General features: G+C 67.7%; 13 protein-coding genes. 5 read left to right on the forward strand and 8 right to left on the reverse strand.

The window, feature by feature from the left end; genetic code table 11:
* Window positions 1-9: 9 nt before the first annotated feature.
* Entirely contained in the window at window positions 10-1,122 is a 1,113-nt protein-coding gene (tal, locus tag ABZ345_RS08100) for a transaldolase (protein WP_359844196.1), read from the reverse strand.
* 4 nt (window positions 1,123-1,126) lie between these two features.
* The gene (gene tkt, locus ABZ345_RS08105) at window positions 1,127-3,211 is read right to left on the reverse strand and encodes a transketolase (RefSeq protein ID WP_359844198.1); all 2,085 of its coding nucleotides are present in this window, start codon (window positions 3,209-3,211) and stop codon (window positions 1,127-1,129) included.
* Window positions 3,212-3,454: 243 nt separating this feature from the next.
* Here tkt and ABZ345_RS08110 point away from each other — a divergent pair, with 243 nt between their 5' ends.
* Genes ABZ345_RS08110 through ABZ345_RS08120 form a run of 3 tightly spaced genes read left to right on the forward strand, consistent with a single transcriptional unit; the run spans window position 3,455 to window position 6,688 of the window.
* Window positions 3,455-4,387: a heme o synthase gene (locus tag ABZ345_RS08110; RefSeq protein ID WP_359844200.1), complete on the forward strand. Its 933-nt coding sequence runs from the start codon at window positions 3,455-3,457 to the stop codon at window positions 4,385-4,387.
* Between the two features lie 22 nt (window positions 4,388-4,409).
* Window positions 4,410-6,407 carry a hypothetical protein gene (locus ABZ345_RS08115; protein ID WP_359844202.1) on the forward strand — a complete coding sequence of 666 codons (1,998 nt, stop codon included), beginning with the start codon at window positions 4,410-4,412 and terminating at the stop codon, window positions 6,405-6,407.
* A 32-nt stretch (window positions 6,408-6,439) separates the two neighbouring features.
* Window positions 6,440-6,688 (forward strand): three-helix bundle dimerization domain-containing protein, encoded by a 249-nt coding sequence (locus ABZ345_RS08120; protein WP_359844204.1) that lies wholly within the window; start codon window positions 6,440-6,442, stop codon window positions 6,686-6,688.
* On the opposite strand, the gene ABZ345_RS08125 is transcribed toward ABZ345_RS08120, so the two are convergent.
* Genes ABZ345_RS08125 through ABZ345_RS08140 form a run of 4 tightly spaced genes read right to left on the reverse strand, consistent with a single transcriptional unit; the run spans window position 6,672 to window position 9,364 of the window.
* On the reverse strand, window positions 6,672-7,031 hold the full coding sequence (locus tag ABZ345_RS08125; RefSeq protein ID WP_359844206.1) for a hypothetical protein: 360 nt from the start codon (window positions 7,029-7,031) through the stop codon (window positions 6,672-6,674). The genes ABZ345_RS08120 and ABZ345_RS08125 overlap by 17 nt on opposite strands.
* Window positions 6,995-7,648 (reverse strand): HD family phosphohydrolase, encoded by a 654-nt coding sequence (locus ABZ345_RS08130; protein ID WP_359844207.1) that lies wholly within the window; start codon window positions 7,646-7,648, stop codon window positions 6,995-6,997. Before ABZ345_RS08130 ends, ABZ345_RS08125 begins: the two co-directional genes overlap by 37 nt.
* Before the next feature lie 57 nt (window positions 7,649-7,705).
* Complete coding sequence (locus ABZ345_RS08135) at window positions 7,706-8,353, reverse strand: hypothetical protein (protein ID WP_359844209.1); 648 nt, start codon at window positions 8,351-8,353, stop codon at window positions 7,706-7,708.
* A 6-nt stretch (window positions 8,354-8,359) separates the two neighbouring features.
* Window positions 8,360-9,364: a hypothetical protein gene (locus tag ABZ345_RS08140; protein WP_359844211.1), complete on the reverse strand. Its 1,005-nt coding sequence runs from the start codon at window positions 9,362-9,364 to the stop codon at window positions 8,360-8,362.
* An 825-nt stretch (window positions 9,365-10,189) separates the two neighbouring features.
* Here ABZ345_RS08140 and ABZ345_RS08145 point away from each other — a divergent pair.
* Window positions 10,190-11,386 carry a DUF222 domain-containing protein gene (locus ABZ345_RS08145; RefSeq protein ID WP_359844213.1) on the forward strand — a complete coding sequence of 399 codons (1,197 nt, stop codon included), beginning with the start codon at window positions 10,190-10,192 and terminating at the stop codon, window positions 11,384-11,386.
* Window positions 11,387-11,692: 306 nt separating this feature from the next.
* On the opposite strand, the gene ABZ345_RS08150 is transcribed toward ABZ345_RS08145, so the two are convergent.
* On the reverse strand, window positions 11,693-12,820 hold the full coding sequence (locus ABZ345_RS08150) for a steroid 3-ketoacyl-CoA thiolase (RefSeq protein ID WP_359844215.1): 1,128 nt from the start codon (window positions 12,818-12,820) through the stop codon (window positions 11,693-11,695).
* 128 nt (window positions 12,821-12,948) lie between these two features.
* Here ABZ345_RS08150 and ABZ345_RS08155 point away from each other — a divergent pair, with 128 nt between their 5' ends.
* Window positions 12,949-14,175, forward strand: coding sequence for a cytochrome P450 (locus ABZ345_RS08155; protein WP_359844216.1), 1,227 nt, complete (start codon window positions 12,949-12,951; stop codon window positions 14,173-14,175).
* Here the strand turns inward: ABZ345_RS08155 and ABZ345_RS08160 are convergent.
* Window positions 14,147-16,897 carry a BTAD domain-containing putative transcriptional regulator gene (locus tag ABZ345_RS08160; RefSeq protein WP_359844218.1) on the reverse strand — a complete coding sequence of 917 codons (2,751 nt, stop codon included), beginning with the start codon at window positions 16,895-16,897 and terminating at the stop codon, window positions 14,147-14,149. The two genes, ABZ345_RS08155 and ABZ345_RS08160, sit on opposite strands and share 29 nt — an antisense overlap.
* Window positions 16,898-16,942 lie beyond the last annotated feature (45 nt).

Below are 16,942 nucleotides of genomic sequence, written 5' to 3' on the forward strand. Positions count from 1 at the left end.
ACTTCGTGATCAGCCCTTCAGTTGAGCCAGTTGGTTCGTCACCGTCTCGAGCAACTCTTCCCAGGACTTCTCGAACTTCTCGACGCCCTCGGTCTCCAGGACCACGAACACGTCCTGCAGGTCGATTCCCACGGCGGCGAGCTGGTCGAACACCTCCTGGCCCTCAGCGGCGCGTCCGGTGACCGTGTCACCGGTGATCTTGCCCCCGTCGGCCACGGCGTGCAGCGTCTTCTCCGGCATCGTGTTCACGACGTCGTGCACGACGAGCTGGTCGACGTAGAGGGTGGGGGAGTAGCTCGGGTCCTTCACGCCGGTCGACGCCCACAGCGGACGCTGCGCGTTGGCGCCGTCGGCCTTGAGCGCCTCCCAGCGCTCACCCTGGAACGTCTCCTCGAACGCGCCGTAGGCGATCCACGCGTTGGCCAGAGCCGCCTTGCCGCGCAGTGCCTTGGCCTCGTCCGTGCCGATCTTGTCCAGGCGCTTGTCGATCTCGGTGTCGACGCGGGACACGAAGAACGACGCGACCGAGTGGATCGAACGCAGGTCGTGGCCGTTCGCCTTGGCCTGCTCGAGACCGGCGATGTAGGCGTCCATGACGGCCCGGTAGCGCTCGACCGAGAAGATCAGCGTCACGTTGACGGAGATGCCCTCGGCGATCGTCTTGGTGATCGCCGGCAGGCCCGCCTCGGTGGCCGGGATCTTCACCAGCAGGTTCGGCCGGTCCACGGTCTTCCACAGGTCCTGCGCCTCGGCCGCGGTCTTGTCCGAGTCGAACGCCATGCGCGGGTCGACCTCGATGGAGACGCGGCCGTCCACACCGTTCGTCGAGTTGTAGATGTCGCGGAACTTGTCGCACGCGTTGCGCACGTCGGTCGTCGTGACCTCGCGGATGGTCGCCTCGACGTCGGCGCCCCGGTTGGCGAGCTCGCGGACCTGCTCGTCGTAGGACTCGCCCTTGGACAGCGCGCTCGCGAAGATCGTCGGGTTCGTGGTGACACCGACGACGTTCCAGTCGCGGATCAGCTCGTCCAGGTTGCCGCTGGTGAGCCGCTCACGCGACAGGTCGTCGAGCCAGATGGACACTCCCGCGCCGGACAGGGCGTCGAGGTTCGGCTTGCTCACTGGATTAACCCCTCACTCGGTCAAGGGAACGGCGGGCGGCGGCGACGACGTTCTCCGTCGTGAAGCCGAACTCCTTGAACAGAACCTGGTAGTCGGCCGAGGCACCGAAGTGCTCGATCGACACGATCTCGCCGTTGTCGCCGACGTAGCGGTACCACGGCTGTGCAATACCGGCTTCCACCGCCACACGCGCCTTAACCGAGGACGGGATGACCGACTCGCGGTACTCGGCGTCCTGCTTCTCGAACCACTCCATCGACGGCATGGAGACCACCCGCACGGCAACGCCGTCAGCCTGCAGGGCCTTACCGGCCTCGGCGGCGACCTGCAGTTCGGAGCCCGTGCCGATGAGCACGATCTCGGGGTTCTCGTCGCCGAACAGCACGTAGCCGCCGCGCTTGACGCCCTCGGCGGAGGTGCCCTCCAGCGTCGGCAGGTTCTGCCGGCTCAGCGCGAACCCGACCGGGCCGAGCTGCTCGATGGTGGCCTTCCAGGCGTACGCGGTCTCGTTCGCGTCGCCGGGGCGGACGACCGTGAAGTCCGGGATCGCGCGCAGGGCAGCGAGGTGCTCGATCGGCTGGTGCGTCGGGCCGTCCTCGCCCAGGCCGATGGAGTCGTGCGTCCACACGTACGTGACGGCAGCCTGCATGATCGCCGCGAGACGCACGGACGGGCGCATGTAGTCGGAGAACACGAGGAACGTGCCACCGAACGGGCGGGTCGGGCCGTGCAGCGCGATGCCGTTGAGGATCGCGCCCATCGCGTGCTCGCGGACACCGAAGTGCAGCACGCGGCCGTACGGGTCGGCCTTCCACATGCCGGTGGAGATCGACTCCGGGCCGAACGACTTGGCACCCTTGATCGTGGTCAGGTTCGACTCGGCCAGGTCGGCCGAACCGCCCCACAGCTCGGGCAGGTGCTTGGCCAGCGCGTTGATGACCTCACCGGAGGCCTTGCGGGTCGGCACGCCCTTCGCGTCCACCGGGTAGGACGGCAGGTCGGCGTCCCAGCCCTCGGGCAGCTCGCGGGCGATGAGACGGTCCAGCAGCTTCTTGTTCTCGGGGTGGGACGACGCCCACGCGTCGAAGCTCTTCTGCCACTCGGCCTTGGCGTGCTCGCCGCGCTTGACGACCTCGCGGGCGTGCGCCAGCACCTCGTCGGCGACGTCGAAGGTCTTCTCGGGGTCGAAGCCGAGGATCTCCTTGGTGGCCTTGACCTCGTCGACGCCCAGAGCGGCACCGTGCGCGGCACCGGTGTTCTGCTTGTTCGGCGCCGGGTAGCCGATGATCGTGCGCAGCAGGATGAACGACGGCCTGTCGGTGACGGCCTTCGCCTTCTCGACCGCCTCGAGGATGCCCTTGACGTTCTCGCCGGACTCGACGACCTGGACGTGCCAGCCGTACGCCTCGTAGCGCTTCGCGGTGTCCTCGGACAGCGCGATCGTCGTGTCGTCCTCGATGGAGATCTTGTTGTCGTCGTAGAAGACGACCAGGTTGCCCAGCTGCTGCGTGCCCGCGAGCGACGACGCCTCGGAGGTGACGCCCTCCTCGATGTCACCGTCGGAGGCGATCACGAAGATGTGGTGGTCGAACGGGCTGGCGCCCTGCGCGGCGTCCGGGTCGAAAAGACCGCGCTCGCGACGGGCGGCCATCGCCATGCCGACCGCGGAGGCGAGGCCGGAACCCAGCGGGCCGGTGGTGATCTCGACGCCCCTGGTGTGGCCGTGCTCCGGGTGGCCGGGGGTCTTCGAGCCCCACTTGCGCAGGTGCTTCAGGTCGTCCAGCTCCAGGCCGTAGCCCGACAGGTACAGCTGGATGTACAGCGTCAGGCTGGAGTGGCCCGCGGACAGCACGAACCGGTCGCGGCCGATCCAGTCCGGGTCGGCGGGGTCGTGCCGCAGGACGCGCTGGAACAGCGTGTACGCGAGCGGCGCGAGGCTCATGGCCGTGCCGGGGTGGCCGTTGCCGACGTTCTGCACGGCGTCCGCCGCGAGCACTCGCGCGGTGTCGACAGCGCGCTTGTCGAGGTCGGTCCAGTCGTCGGGCAGATCGGCCTTGGTGAGCCGGGTGAGGTCGTCGGTGACGGTCACGGACTTACAGCTCCACTCTGATAGCTCGGGCGGACAGGCTTGATCGATCCCGAACGGCCTGACCCGCGTCTCTCCCTCGTCTTCCGACCAGCCTAGTCCTGAGAGATTCAGATGTTGCTCTGAAAGGTCTCAGGCGGGTGTGTGCCGAGGCACACCAGCACCCGAACGGGCTGTGAATTCTTAGCGCGGTTACCATCAGTCGCTGGTTTTCACACCTGTCTCGACACGAGGAGCGTTCACCCGATGAGTGCCGACAGTCTCGTCGCCGAGGCCCCCTCCAGGTCGCCTCGCCAGGTTGTCGGCGCCTACGTGGCGCTCACCAAGCCGCGGGTCATCGAGCTCCTGCTGATCACCACGATCCCGGCGATGCTGCTGGCCCAGCGCGGACTCCCGCCGCTGTGGCTGATCGCCTGCACCCTCACCGGCGGCACTCTCGCCGCGGGGTCGGCAAATGCCCTCAACTGCTTCGTCGACGCCGACATCGACTCGGTCATGAAGCGGACGACGGCCCGGCCGCTCGCGCAGAACGCCATCCCGCCGCGCAACGCCCTGATCTTCGGCATCGTGCTCGGGATCGTCTCGTTCGCGTTCCTCTGGATCTTCGTCAACCTCATGTCGGCCGCTTTTGCGGTGGCGACCATTCTGTTCTACATCTTCGTCTACACGCTGGTCCTCAAGCGCCGGACCTCCCAGAACATCATCTGGGGCGGCATGGCGGGCTGCATGCCGGTGATCATCGGCTGGAGCGCGGTGACGGGCACCGTCGAGTGGCCGGCGCTGGTCATGTTCGGCGTCATCTTCTTCTGGACTCCGCCGCACACCTGGGCCCTCGCGATGAAGTTCAAGGAGGACTACGCCCGAGCAGGCGTGCCGATGCTGCCGGTGGTGGCCACAGCTCAGCAGGTGACGCGGCAGATCGTCATCTACAGCTGGATCACCGTCGTCTGCACGCTCGCTCTCGCTCCCGTGACCTCGTGGATCTACGTGGCTGTAGCGGCGGTGTCGGGCGTGTGGTTCGCCGTCTTCGCGCACAAGTTGCACAACGTTGTCCGGCGCGGCGGGTCCACGAACACCATGAAGTTCTTCCACATGTCGAACCTCTACCTGATGCTCGTGTTCTGCGGACTCGCCGTGGACGCCGTTGTCGGGTTGCCGGTGCTTCGCTGGCCGTTCTAGCTGCACCTCCAGGCGTACGGCTGTGGCGCCCGTAGAGTTCACCGTCTCCGGCGGCGAAGGCTCGCCGCTGGAGTTCGTCGCGGCGTTCTGCGCCTCCAAGTCGCTGCTCGTCGTCACCGATCCGGGCGGGTGGGCGCAGGTCAGCGCCGGGCTCGCGGTCGGCCACGCGGCGTCCACCGTGGTCACCACGTCCGTTCGGGTGGTTCGGTTCGCCGTTCTCGATCTCCGCCACTTCCCGTCGGCCTCCGCGCTGCCTTCTCTGTCGGACATTCCCGGTGACGTGGTGGCGTTGCACGACACGCGTTCGTGGGACACCGCCGCGGTCGTGCGGGCGTTGCGCGGGCTGGGGCGGCCGGTCGTGCTGTTCACCGCGCTGCACACGTGGGTCACCGGTCTGGACACGGATTCCGTGCTGGTCGGGTGGAGTGCGCCGCACACGGTCCTCGCCTCGCCCACCGGGTCCGGCGAGGGGCGGGTCGAAGACGTCCTCTGGCAGTTCCGCGAGCTGGAACGCCGCCGGCAGGTGCGCATCACGGCGTTGCCATCGCCTCCCGTGCCCTCGGACCGTCCCGTCACCGTCGTGGTCGCGTTGCCCGGCGCCACCGAGGGCATGGCCGGGGCGTTGCGGCCCGGTGCCGAGTACGAGGTGTGGGTGCACGTCGGCCAGCACCCCGATCCGCTGCCCGGCGACCTGGAGCTGCGGGCTGTTTTGAGCATGTCCGGGCGGGAGGTGCAGTCCGAGTTGTTCGTGCTGCCGGCGGACGCGGCCGGTCCGTGGCTGAGCTTTCCGGTCACCACGCCGTACGCGTCGGTGCCGTGGAGCGGTGAGCTGGTCATCTATCGCGGTGTGGTGCCGGTGCACGTCCGGCAGGTCGCGCTGCCGGTGGGGTCGGGGGAGTCCAAGGCGCGTCTGCGGTTCCAGCTGTCGCGGACGTTCGCCGATCTTGAGCCGTTGTCGTCGCGGGTGGCGTCGGTGCTGGTGCTCGGGGAGCGCGCGCTGGTGGCCGCCGGGCCCGGCGCGCCGTCGTGGATCAGCCTGGACCTGGGCGACCTGCCGCACTCGTTTCCCGCCGTCTCGGGACTGGATCCCTGGTACGGCAAGGACTTTCCGTCGTTCTGCGAGGACCTGGCCGCGCTGGCACGGCAGGGGTCGGCGCTGTACTCGCGGTTGTTCGGCTCCGATGCGTTGGCCGAGCGGATCCGACGGCTGGGGCGGGCTCGCCCGGCCGGGCTGATGGTCGCCTCGGTGACTCCGGGCTCGGTGCCGTGGTCGTTGATCTATGACCTGCCGTTCGCTGGCGGGCCGTATCGGCTGTGCGCGTCCGTGGGGCAGTTCGGGCCGTTCGGTGCCGGAGGAGAGGTGCCCGCGCACTGCCCGGTGTCGGATCACAGCGGAAATGTGTTGTGCCCCTTCGGTTTCTGGGGCCTGTCGACCGTGCTGGAGCAGCCGGTGGGGCCGCTGGTCCCGTTCGTGTCGGGGGTGCCGCGGCCGTTCGAGGTGTCGATGGCGGTCGATCACGGCATGGACCGGGCGTTGACCGAGCGGCACGTGACCGAGCTGATGTCGATGCTTCCACCCGAGGCCGTGTCGTCGGCCTATGTGAGCCCACAGGAGCTGGGGCGGGCGTTGGCGGATGAGGTCATGGACGTCGTGCACCTGCACTTCCGCGAGGGGTTCCTCGACGCCGAGGAGATCGAACGCTGGGACCGCGAGGGGGTGTGGCCGCGTCCGCACTGGCCGTCGCGCAAGCCGTTGGTGGTGGGGACGTCGCCGATGCCCGGCCTGGTGCGGGCGTTCGCCGACGGCGGCGCGTCCGGCGTGATCAGCCCGGAGGTCGCGGTGCCGCAGGACATGGCCGGGTGGGTGACCGGCATGGTGCTGGCGCGGCTGGCCGCGGGGTTCCCGGCGGGGGAGGCGTTGCGGCAGACGCGGTGGGAGATGCTCAGCCGCGGCAACGTCCTGGGGATCGCGTACACGCTGTACGGCGGAGCGGATCTCCGGGCACGCCCGAGCAACTGAACCACAGGCGCCGTTTGTGCGTTTTTGTTGATATGCCGAACCCGGATGTTCAACTTCGTCAGGCGATCACCGAGCTGACCCGTCGTTTCGGTGGTCAGGTGACGAACGAAGAGATCTGGGAGGCCGCGGAGGCCGCGTACGCTTCGCTCAGCCACACCGCGACCGTGCACTCCCATCTCGCGGTGCTCACCGCACGCCGCGCCGCCCGTGAGCTCGCGTTCACCGCTGTCGGCGTGCAGATGCCTCTTCAGCAGGTGGTGGGCCTCACGCCGGCTCGGTGACCTCGACGTAGAGGCGTTCGCCGCGGCTCGCTGCCGTGCGCGCGAGGGCGGAGAGCTGGCTGAGGTGTGCGAACGCGGCATGGAAGTCCATGTCGACGAGGGGCGCCCAGCTCAGCGCGACGTCGTGCATGCGCGCGGGGTGGGCCTGGACGAGCTGTGCGACGAGAGCGTCGGGCAGCGCGAACACGCTGTCCTCCGGCTGTGGCTCCCACACCTCGTTGAGCACCTGGTGCCACACGACGACCGCCTCGCGCGCGTCGTAGTCGCCGGCGGCCAGGGACTCGCCACTTTTGATGAAGAACGTGCTCAGGACGCCACCTTGGTCAGCAGGTCCTCGACGCACGGGTCGTCGAGGGACTCGACGATGCACTTCCACAGCGACAGGTTCGTCTCGGCCCACTTGGTGTAGGTCGAGGCCGCCTCCGCGTCGTAGAAGTAGTAGCCCTCGTCGGCCTTGCCCACCTGCTCGCCCACGATCTTGTACGCGAGCTCCTTGAGGGTGATGCCGTTCTCCTGCAGGTACTTGTGCGCCATGACGACCGGCGTGACCGGCAGCGCCTTGAACAGCGTGTCCGCGTCCGAGAGCGCCTGGGCCTCCGGCGAGATGTCGCGGCGGCGGGTGCGCATCTCCGCCTCGATGACGATCCGTTCGATCCACTCGATGTCGCCGACGCAGACACCTGCGACGAAGAGGGTCTTCCTGCGCAGCGCCTCGCCGTCCGTGGGAAGCGAGTTGCGGCGGACCATGTAGTTCAGGTCGTGCACCAGCGCGGCGACCTCGACGACGTCCTCCGCCGAGCCGTTGCGCTTGGCGAAGTGCACCGCCTTGTCGCGGACGAAGCTCACGTGGTGCCAGCCGTGGAACTGCAGCTTCGCGGCAAGGTCCTCGCACAGCCGCCTCACGCGCTGCTCCACGTCCGCGATGACAGACCTCGGAATCGTTGTGCGCGTACGCATCATCAGCCCTCCCACCGGGTGGGCTGATGGTAAGCGTGTTACGGCGGCCTCGGTGCGGCTTCAGAGGTGGTTCGTCAGATCCTCCAGTCGGTCCTCGACCGGCACGTGCCGGTGGCTGGTCCCGGTGTCCGGGTCGTAGCTGAGGCTCCACGGCGTGACGGCACGGGACTTGACCAGGAACGTCATGGTCCCCTCAGCCGCCCGCGGGATGCGGTGGAACTCGTGCGCGAGCAACGTGCCCGTGGTGCCTTCGGTGCACTGAGTGCGCTTCGTGAGCTCGGTGGCGATGACCGAGCGCCCGCCGACACCGAGCCGGGCGTCGAAACGTTCGTGCAGGTACGCGCCGCTCAGGATCGTGGTGCAGAAGTGGTACCGGTGGTTGTGGACCGAGTCGGCGTACCCGGTGCGCCAGTCCGCCAGCGGCTTGTACTCGTGCAGCCAGAACGTGAAGGGCTCGTCCGGCTCGTCACGCAGGCACCACGCGAAGTGCGTCGTCGTCTCACGGGAATGCGCGATCACCCACGTCGCCTGCTGAGGCGTGAGCCCGTCGAGGTAGGCCCTGAGCTCTTTGCGCAACTCCGGCCGGGCCGCCCACTCGCGGAACCACTCGCCGACATCGGTCCAGTGGTCCACGACGGGAAATTCGGCGCACTTCACCCGAGCGGCGAGCTCCTCGAGCGCGGACAACCCGGTGAACTCGGCTAGCAAGATCGATCAGCTCCTCAACTGAGCGGATGCGGAGAATTCGCGACGGAATGCGTGGAACTTCTCTTCCAGCTCCGTGAACCCGTCTGCTTCGAGAGAGTCGCCGGTGATCTTCTCGTACAACGCCAGGAAGTCGTTTCTCGACGTGCTCGGCGTGATGACGAAGTGGTATCCGGCCCTGGAATTGCTGATCCGCAGGAACTCGGCGCGCTCCATCGCGTAGAGGAACGAGCTCTCGGTGAACCTGAGCGTCCTGGGATATTGCCTCAGCACTCCGGCGGTGTTGCTGTAGAGCGTCATCCACACGGAGTCGTCGAACAGCTCGAGCCTGTCGAGCGGCGGATCGGAAACGATGGTGACATCGATCCTGCTGCACCTGCTCCTCGCCTGGTACAGCCCGACCAGCCCGATGCAGATCTGTTCTTTGAGCTTCTTCTGGATCTCGTCGTAGTTGCCGTCGGCACCTTCGTTCCTCAGCAGATACCGCGCCCGCCCGCTGATCGCGTTGTCGTCGCGCGGGTCCGCCAGCACAGCCCTGAGCTCGCACTCCGTCTGGCTGAGCAGCACTCTTCCCGCCGCGTACCGCCCGGCGAACCCGCGGAAGCAGTACAGCCGCGTCCGCTCCAGGTCCTGCATCATGAGCTTGTTGAACTCGGGATCGGGCGTGGCCGTCGGCTCGAACACGTGACTGGGGAAGAACTCCCGGTCCAGCGCCCGATACTCCTGAGTGAGTTCCCTGAGCGCCTTCCTGCTCTCCTCGATGACCGGAGCGAGCAACGCCTTCTGCGCGGCTTTGGAAGTGATCAACGTCTGCGTGAAGCTCACCACCGCGGATATGAGCGTGCCCGTACCCAGCGCGGTCAGCAGGTTTCTCGCCGTACCGGAATCCATTTGACTGGAAATGGCCAAGCTGGCCCCGGACGTCACCACGAGTATGAGGAGGAGCAACCCGGTCCGAGTCCAGAACAACTCCTGGATCAGGTTGCTGCGGATGCCTCCGGCCTCCGCGGACACGAGTCCCACCTCCTGGGGGTCACCTCATCGGCCGCTACCCGAACGGACGAATGCGGTCGGTGTCCGATCAAGTGCGCGGAGTTACTGTACGCGTCGGTCAAAAGATAAGGAAGCTGCTATTCGTGCGACATTTAGAACCGGAATAACCGCCCTTGAGCCCAGTCGCCGACCCGCATCCGTGCGCTTCGGTGACGCCCTGTCGCTGCCCGCCCCGGACGTGTCGGATGAGGGTGACCCGCCCACCCGAACGCACCCACGGGCGGTGTCTTGGCCAGATCGGGACGCGTGGCGTTGGGCCGGTGGGCCGAGTGTCGGTCCGTCTGGTGCCGGATGGGGGCTGGTGCCGGGTGGAGGTGGTGCTGGGTGGGGGTGGTGCCGGGTGGGCGGGTGGCGGACGGGCGGTGGCGGACGGGTTGGCTTCCGGGGGCTGGTGGGTGGTCGGCTTGCTTCGGCTGGTCGCGTTCCAGCGGAGGGGTCACCAGTGCGGGCCGGTCGCCTTGCGTGGGTGGGCGCGCAGGTCCAGACGGGCCGGGTCATTTCATCGCCGCTGCGCGACGATTGCGATTGGGGCTTGACTTTGAGCCTCTGGCAAGATGCTTCATCGGCCTTAAAAGGCCGGGCATAAGGAGCCCGGCCGTTCCCTTCAACGGTAGCATCTTGCACTCAAAGTCAAGCCCCAATCGCCGGGCTGGGCACGTCATGACCGGTTGCTGGATGGGCATTAGGCCTTTACGGCTCGCTTCGCATCGCCACGCTGGTTGGTTCACTCTATCGTGTGTGGGCTGAGCTGCTTTTATGTTGTGATCTTGCGGTAGATTAGAACACGTGAGCGAAACCCGACTCCTCTCCACTGACGAGCTGCTGCGCAGCATCGTCGAGGAGGTGATGGAGATTCGGATTCGTGAAAACGTGGTCATGCAGAAGATCGCTGAACTTGATCAGCGTGGGGCTGCGGCTGAATTCGGTTACAAGGATTTGGCGCAGGTGTTGCAGCACGCGGTCCGATGGGATCGAAAGGCTGCTAAGCAATGGGTCGCGCATGCCGGTCTGCTGGGGCGTGAGATCACTCCGACTGGCAGTGAACCTGCTCCCGAGCTTCCTCTCACCGCCGCAGCGGCGGCGGAGGGGGCGTTGTCGGCCGACCATGTCAGGGCAGTCGCCGAAGTCATGAAGGCACTGCCTGCTGAAGTCGAGCAGCTCGTGGTGGACGTGGCCCGCGAGCATGATCCCTATGCGGTGCGCAGGTTCGGCAAGGACCTGGCCTACGGGCTCTACCAGAGCGACCCGGAGCCTCGCGACGTCGAGCCTGCGCCGGTCGTCAACCAGTTGGTGAAGCAGTGGAAGAACGGTCAGCTCGAGATTCGGGCGTTGCTGGACGCGGTCACCGGCGCCACCTTCGAGGCGATGCTGGACCCGCTGGCCAAGCCCCGTCCTGAGACCACCGTGGAAGGCCCGGACCTGCGGTCCCGCTCCGAGCGTGAGGGCGATGCGTTCGCCGAGTTGGTCAACCTGATGGTGCGGGCCGACCAGTTGCCCGAGCATGGTGGCGAGCCGGTGACCCTCACGGTGACGATGAGCTACGAGGACCTGGCCGACAAGGTCAGCCGGGGCATGTTGGACAACGGCGAGCGGATCCCGGCCAGCCAGGTCCGCCAGCTCGCGTGCAACGCGGGGATCATTCCGCTGGTGCTGGGGGACAAGTCGCAGCCGATGGACATCGGCCGCAAGACCCGCAGCTTCCCCGCCGGAATCCGCCGAGTCCTGGTGGCCCGAGACCGAGGCTGCGCCTTCCCCGGCTGCTTCCGCCCGCCGAGACAGTGCGACGCCCACCACATTCACCATTGGGCAGATGGCGGCAGCACCTCAGTGGAGAACGCGGTCTTGGTGTGCCGACATCACCACACGCTGATCCATCAAAGCGAGTGGGCAGTGAAAATGGTCTCGGGCACACCCACTTTCTACCCACCCTCCTGGCTCGACCGTGATCGCAACCCGAGACGCAACCTGCTCCACGCCGCTTAACGACCGCGCTCACCTACTAACCCAGGTGAGCGCCGATCGTGGCGATGCGAAGCGAGCCGTCCGAACTTATGCGGATCCGGGAAGCGGTCATGACGTGCCCAGCCCGGCGATTGGGGCTTGACTTTGAGTGCAAGATGCTACCGTTGAAGGGATCGGCCGGGCTCCTTATGCCCGGCCTTTTAAGGCCGATGAAGCATCTTGCTAGAGGCTCAAAGTCAAGCCCCAATCGCAATCGTCGCGAAGCGGCGATGAATTGACCCGGCCCGGTACTGCCCACGCAAGCACGCTGGAACCGAGCAGCGAACCTCAGATCCGTTCGATGATCGTCCCGCTCGCCATCGCCCCACCCGCACACATCGTGATCAACGCCGTCGTAGCGTCCCGACGCTCCAGCTCATGCAGCGCCGTCGTGATCAGCCGCGTACCCGTGCTCCCCACCGGGTGACCGATCGCGATGGCGCCACCATTGACGTTGACCCGGTCCAGGTTCGGCCGATGCACCGCAGCCCACGACAGCACAACTGACGCGAACGCCTCGTTGACCTCGAACAGGTCGATGTCGGCCATCTTCATGCCGCTGCGCTCCAACAACCGAGCAGTCGCGTCAACCGGCCCATCCAGCAGGTAGTACGGGTCGGAGCCGACAAGGCACTGCGTGACGATCCGCGCCCGCGGCCGCAACCCATGCGCTCGCGCGAAGTCCTCGTCCACCACCATCACCGCTGAGGCGCCGTCCGAGATCTGGGACGACGTGCCTGCCGTGTGCACGCCGTCGGGGAGCACGGGCTTCAACGCGGCCAAGGCTTCGAGAGACGTCTCGCGCAGGCCCTGGTCCGTCTCCACCAGTTCCTCGCCGACCTTCACGGGGACGACCTCGGCGGTGAACCGGCCCTCCGCCCAGGCACGCCGAGCCCGCGTCTGCGACTGGACACCGAAGCGGTCCACCTCCTCGCGGCCGATGCCGCGCCGGAGAGCTACCCGTTCCGCGCCGACGAACTGGTTCGGCTGGTCGATGGACCACGAGTCGGGGCGGGGTTTGCCGGCGTCGCTGATGTTGCTGCCCAGGGGGACGCGGCTCATGGCCTCGACGCCGCACGCGATGCCGCAGGAGATCGCTCCTGTGGCGATCAGGCCGGCGATGAGGTGGGTGGACTGCTGGGCCGAGCCGCATTGGGCGTCGATGGTCGTGCCGGCGGTGGTGTGCGGCAGGCCCGTGTGCAGCCAGGCGGTGCGGGTGATGTTGTTCGACTGTTCGCCCGCCTGGGTCACGGTGCCGCCGATGGCTTGTTCGACAGTGGACGGATCGACGCCGGTCCTGTCAAGAAGACCTCGTTGTGCCGCACCGAGGAGCTCGGCCGCGTGCAGGCCGGACAACCAGCCGTTGCGCCTGCCGATGGGCGTGCGCACCGCTCCCACGATCACCGGACTGCCCACGCGAGCCTCCTCAGGCGATGAAACTAGAACACGTTCCTGCAGGGCTCCAGATTGGCGGCCCGAGGGCTTCAATACAAGGCGCAACCGTGTTTGAATCGGATAGAACGCGTTCCACCTAGGAGGTGCCTGTGGGCAAGCCGCGCATCCCGGATGGCTTCGACTTCACCGACCCCGACATGTACGCGAGTCGCCTGCCCGTCGACGAGCTCGCCGAACTGCGCCGGACCGCGCCGATCTGGTGGAACTCCAAACCGCTGGGCCAGGGCGGGTTTCCCGACGAGGGCTACTGGGTGGTGACCAGGCATCACGACGTCAAGGAGGTCTCGCGCAACAGCGAGATCTTCTCCAGTCGCGAGAACACGGCGATCATCCGGTTCAAGGACGACATGCCGCGCGACAACATCGAGATGCAGCGGCTGCTCCTGCTGAACATGGACCCGCCGACGCACACGAAGCAACGCGGCATCGTCTCGCGCGGCTTCACCCCCAAGGCGGTCAACGCCCTGCGCGAGGCTCTCACCTCCCGTGCTGAGCGGATCGTGGCGGAGGCGGTCGCGAAGGGGAGCGGCGACTTCGTCTCGGACGTCGCGTGCGAGCTGCCGCTGCAGGCGATCGCGGAGCTGATCGGGATCCCGCAGGAGGACCGGCGCAAGATCTTCGACTGGTCGAACCAGATGATCGCCTACGACGACCCGGAGTTCGAGATCGAACCGCTCGCCGCGGCCACCGAGCTGCTGGGCTACTCGTGGACGATGGCGGAGGACCGCCGGAAGTGCCCGCGCTCGGACATCGTGACCAAGCTCGTTCAGGCCGACGCGGACGGCGCGTTCCTCGCATCGGAGGAGTTCGGCTTCTTCGTGCTGTTGCTTGCAGTGGCAGGCAACGAGACGACGCGCAACGCCATCACGCACGGCATGAAGGCGTTCCTCGACCACCCGGACCAGTGGGAGCTGTTCAAGGAGCAACGGCCTGCAACGGCCGGTGACGAGATCGTCCGGTGGGCCACGCCGGTGGTGTCGTTCCAGCGCACCGCGATGGCGGACACCGTGCTGAGCGGCGTGGAGATCAAGCAGGGCCAACGGGTCGGGATGTTCTACTCGTCCGCGAACTTCGACGAGGAAGTGTTCGAGGAGCCGCAGAAGTTCGACATCCTCCGCGACCCCAACCCGCACCTCGGCTTCGGCGGCAGTGGCGCGCACTTCTGCATCGGCGCGAACCTCGCGAGGCTGGAGATCGACCTGATCTTCAACGCGATCGCCGACGCCATGCCGGACATCAAGCAGGTCGCCGAACCGCGGCGGCTGCGGTCCGGATGGCTCAACGGCATCAAGGAGTTCCGGGTCCAGTACTCCTAGACAACGCTTCGAGCAGACGCCGCAGCCGGGCGGCGTCCTCGTCGCGCCCCTGTTCCTGGCACAGCTTCACCGCCTCGCGCCATGCCTCGCGGGCCTGCTCGTGGTGCCCGAGAGCCAGGTGGAAGTGACCGATGTTGTCGAGGGTGTCCGCGACCTGGTAGGCGTTGCCCTGGGCACGGGACAGCGCGAGCGCCTGGTGGTAGTGGGCGAGGGCCTGCTCGTGGTCGCCGGTGCGGTGGGCGATGAGCGCGAGGGTGTCCAGGGTGTCCGCCTCACCGTCGGGATTGTGGTGGTGCCGGTACAGATCGAGTGCGGCGCGACAGTGGTCGCGGGCGGTCTCGAACTCGCCCAGGCGCGCGGCGTACCAAGCGACCATGTTGAGCGTGTTGGCTTCCTGCACCGGCTCGTCGAGGACCCGGTAGAAGTCGAGGGCCTGTCGGGCGTGGTCGAGTGCCCGCCGGTCATTGCCCTGTTCTCCCCAGGCTCTCGCGAGCACCAGATGGGTGTTCGCCTGTTCGGTGGGGACACGGTGACGTACGGCCAGATCGAGGGCTTGGTACAGGTGTTCGACGGCCTCCTCATGCAGGTCCATCAGGGCACAGGCGTAGCCGAGACATCTGTGCGCGCGGCTTCGAGCAGTGGGGTCGGGCAGGTGTGGGGCGGCGTCCAGCGCCGTCCGCCACGCGGCGATCGCGTCGCCCATGCGCCCCTGCCGGTAGTGGAAGGTGTCCAGTGCCTGGGCGAGGTGCCAGACGACGTGGTGGCGGCCCAAGACGGCGGCAGTGCGCTGGGTGGCCAGGATGGTGGTGTGCTCGGCTTCCAGCCACGCGGTTGCGGCCGCGGCATCGGGCAGCGGCTGCGGGTGGACGCCTGGCGCGGGTGGGTCGGGTTGCAGGCGTTGGCGGGCGGGGTTCAGGATGCGGTCGGCCGCGAAGGCGGTGTGCAGGTGGAAGTCCATCACCCGCACCAGTGCCGTTTCTCGTACCTCAGCAGGAAGGTCGTCGGCGGTGGTGGCGGCGTAGGCGCGGACCAGGTCGTGCATCTCGTACCGATCGCCAGGTCGCCGTTCGAGCAGTGATGCGTCCTCCAACGCCGACAACGCTATGCGCACACGGACCGGCGACAGGCCGCTGAGGGCCACCACGGCGGGCAAGGTCGTGTCGGGGCCGGGAGCGATGCCGAGAAGCCCGAACAGGGTGCGTTGTTGGTCGGTGAGCCGATGCAGGGACCAGGACAACACGCTGGGCAGGCTGGCACCGGGGTCTGTGTCATGGTCGAGCATCCCCAGCCCCAGCTCGTGCAGCTCGGCGGCCACCACGGTCAGGGCGTGGTCCGCGGCGTGGCGAGCGGTGATCGACAGTGCGAGCGGGTAGCCCCCGCACAGCTCGATGAGCTCGTCGGCGGCATCGGGCTCGGCGGCGACGCGGTTGGCGCCCAGACGTGCGGACAGCAGCGCACGCGCCTCGGTGCGGGCCAGCGCGTCGAGTCGCAGATGGCGGGCGCCGTGCCGGTCGATCAGGGAAGCGAGCACGGTGCGGCTCGTCACCAGGACGGTGCAGCTCGGGTTGCCGGGCAGCAGCGGTGTCACCTGGTCTGCGGTGGCGGCGTTGTCGAGCACGACCAGCATCCGCCGGTCAGCAACGAGGCTGCGGTACAACGCCGACCTGGCGTCCAGGTCGGTCGGCACGCGGTCCGGGGTGACGCCCAGTGCGATGAGGAAACCTAACAGCGCGGTATCTGGCGCGACGGGTTGTTCGGTGGGGCTGAATCCTCGAAGGTCGGTGAACAGCTGCCCGTCGGCGAACCGGTCGGAGTGCCGGTGCGCCCAGTGCAGCGCCAGCCAGGTCTTGCCGATCCCTCCCGCACCGGCGATCGCCGAGATCACGACCGTGTCCCCCTCGGCCAGCGCATCGTCGAGGCGGGCCAGTTCCGTGCCGCGGCCGGTGAACCACCGCGGTCGCCCTGGCAGCTGCCGAGGGACCGGCATCTCCGGTGAGGACTGGGTGAGGGCGGGGTCGGCGTCGAGGATGCGCTGGTGCAGTTCCTGCAAAGCCGGGGCGGGGTCGGTGCCCAGTTCGCCGACCAGCCGCTCGCGCAGTTGCCGGTAGTGCGCCAACGCGTCGGCGGTGCGCCCGGCGCGGTGCAGGGCGAGCATGAACTGGGCGGCGACACGTTCGTCCAACGGCCATTGGGCGCTGCGGGCGGACAGCGCGGCCACCAGGTCGTCGCCGTGGCCCAGGCGCAGCTGGACCTCGGTCAGGTCGCACTCGGCGTCCAGGAGTTGCTGGTGCAGCCGGTCGCGTTCGGCTGTCGCCCACTCGCTCTCCACGCCGGTCAGCGCTTCTCCCTGCCACAGTGCGAGCGCCTGCCGCAGCAGCGCCTCCGCCTGCCGGTCGTCAGCACCACGGGCTTGGGCACACAGGGAACGGAACCGGAACAGGTCGACGTCGGAGCGCTCGACCTCCAGCGCGTAGCCACCGGGTCTTCGCGCCACGGCCACCCCGAGCAGCACCCGCAGGCGGGACAGGTAGTTCAGCAACGTCGCCCTGACCCGCAGCGGCGGCTCGTCGCCCCACACCCGCTCGATCAACCGCTCCACCGACACCACCTGGCCCGCGTCCACCGCCAGCGCGGCCAGGACGCACCGCTGCCGCGCCGGGCCCAGGTCGAGCGGGACGCCGTCGGCGAGCACTGCCGTTCCGCCCAGAAGGACAAATTCCATCTGCTCGTTCCAGAAAGGTGACGAGTTCCGCGTGCGCGATCGGTG

The organism is Lentzea sp. NPDC005914, assembly GCF_040629405.1.
Lineage (GTDB): Bacteria > Actinomycetota > Actinomycetes > Mycobacteriales > Pseudonocardiaceae > Lentzea.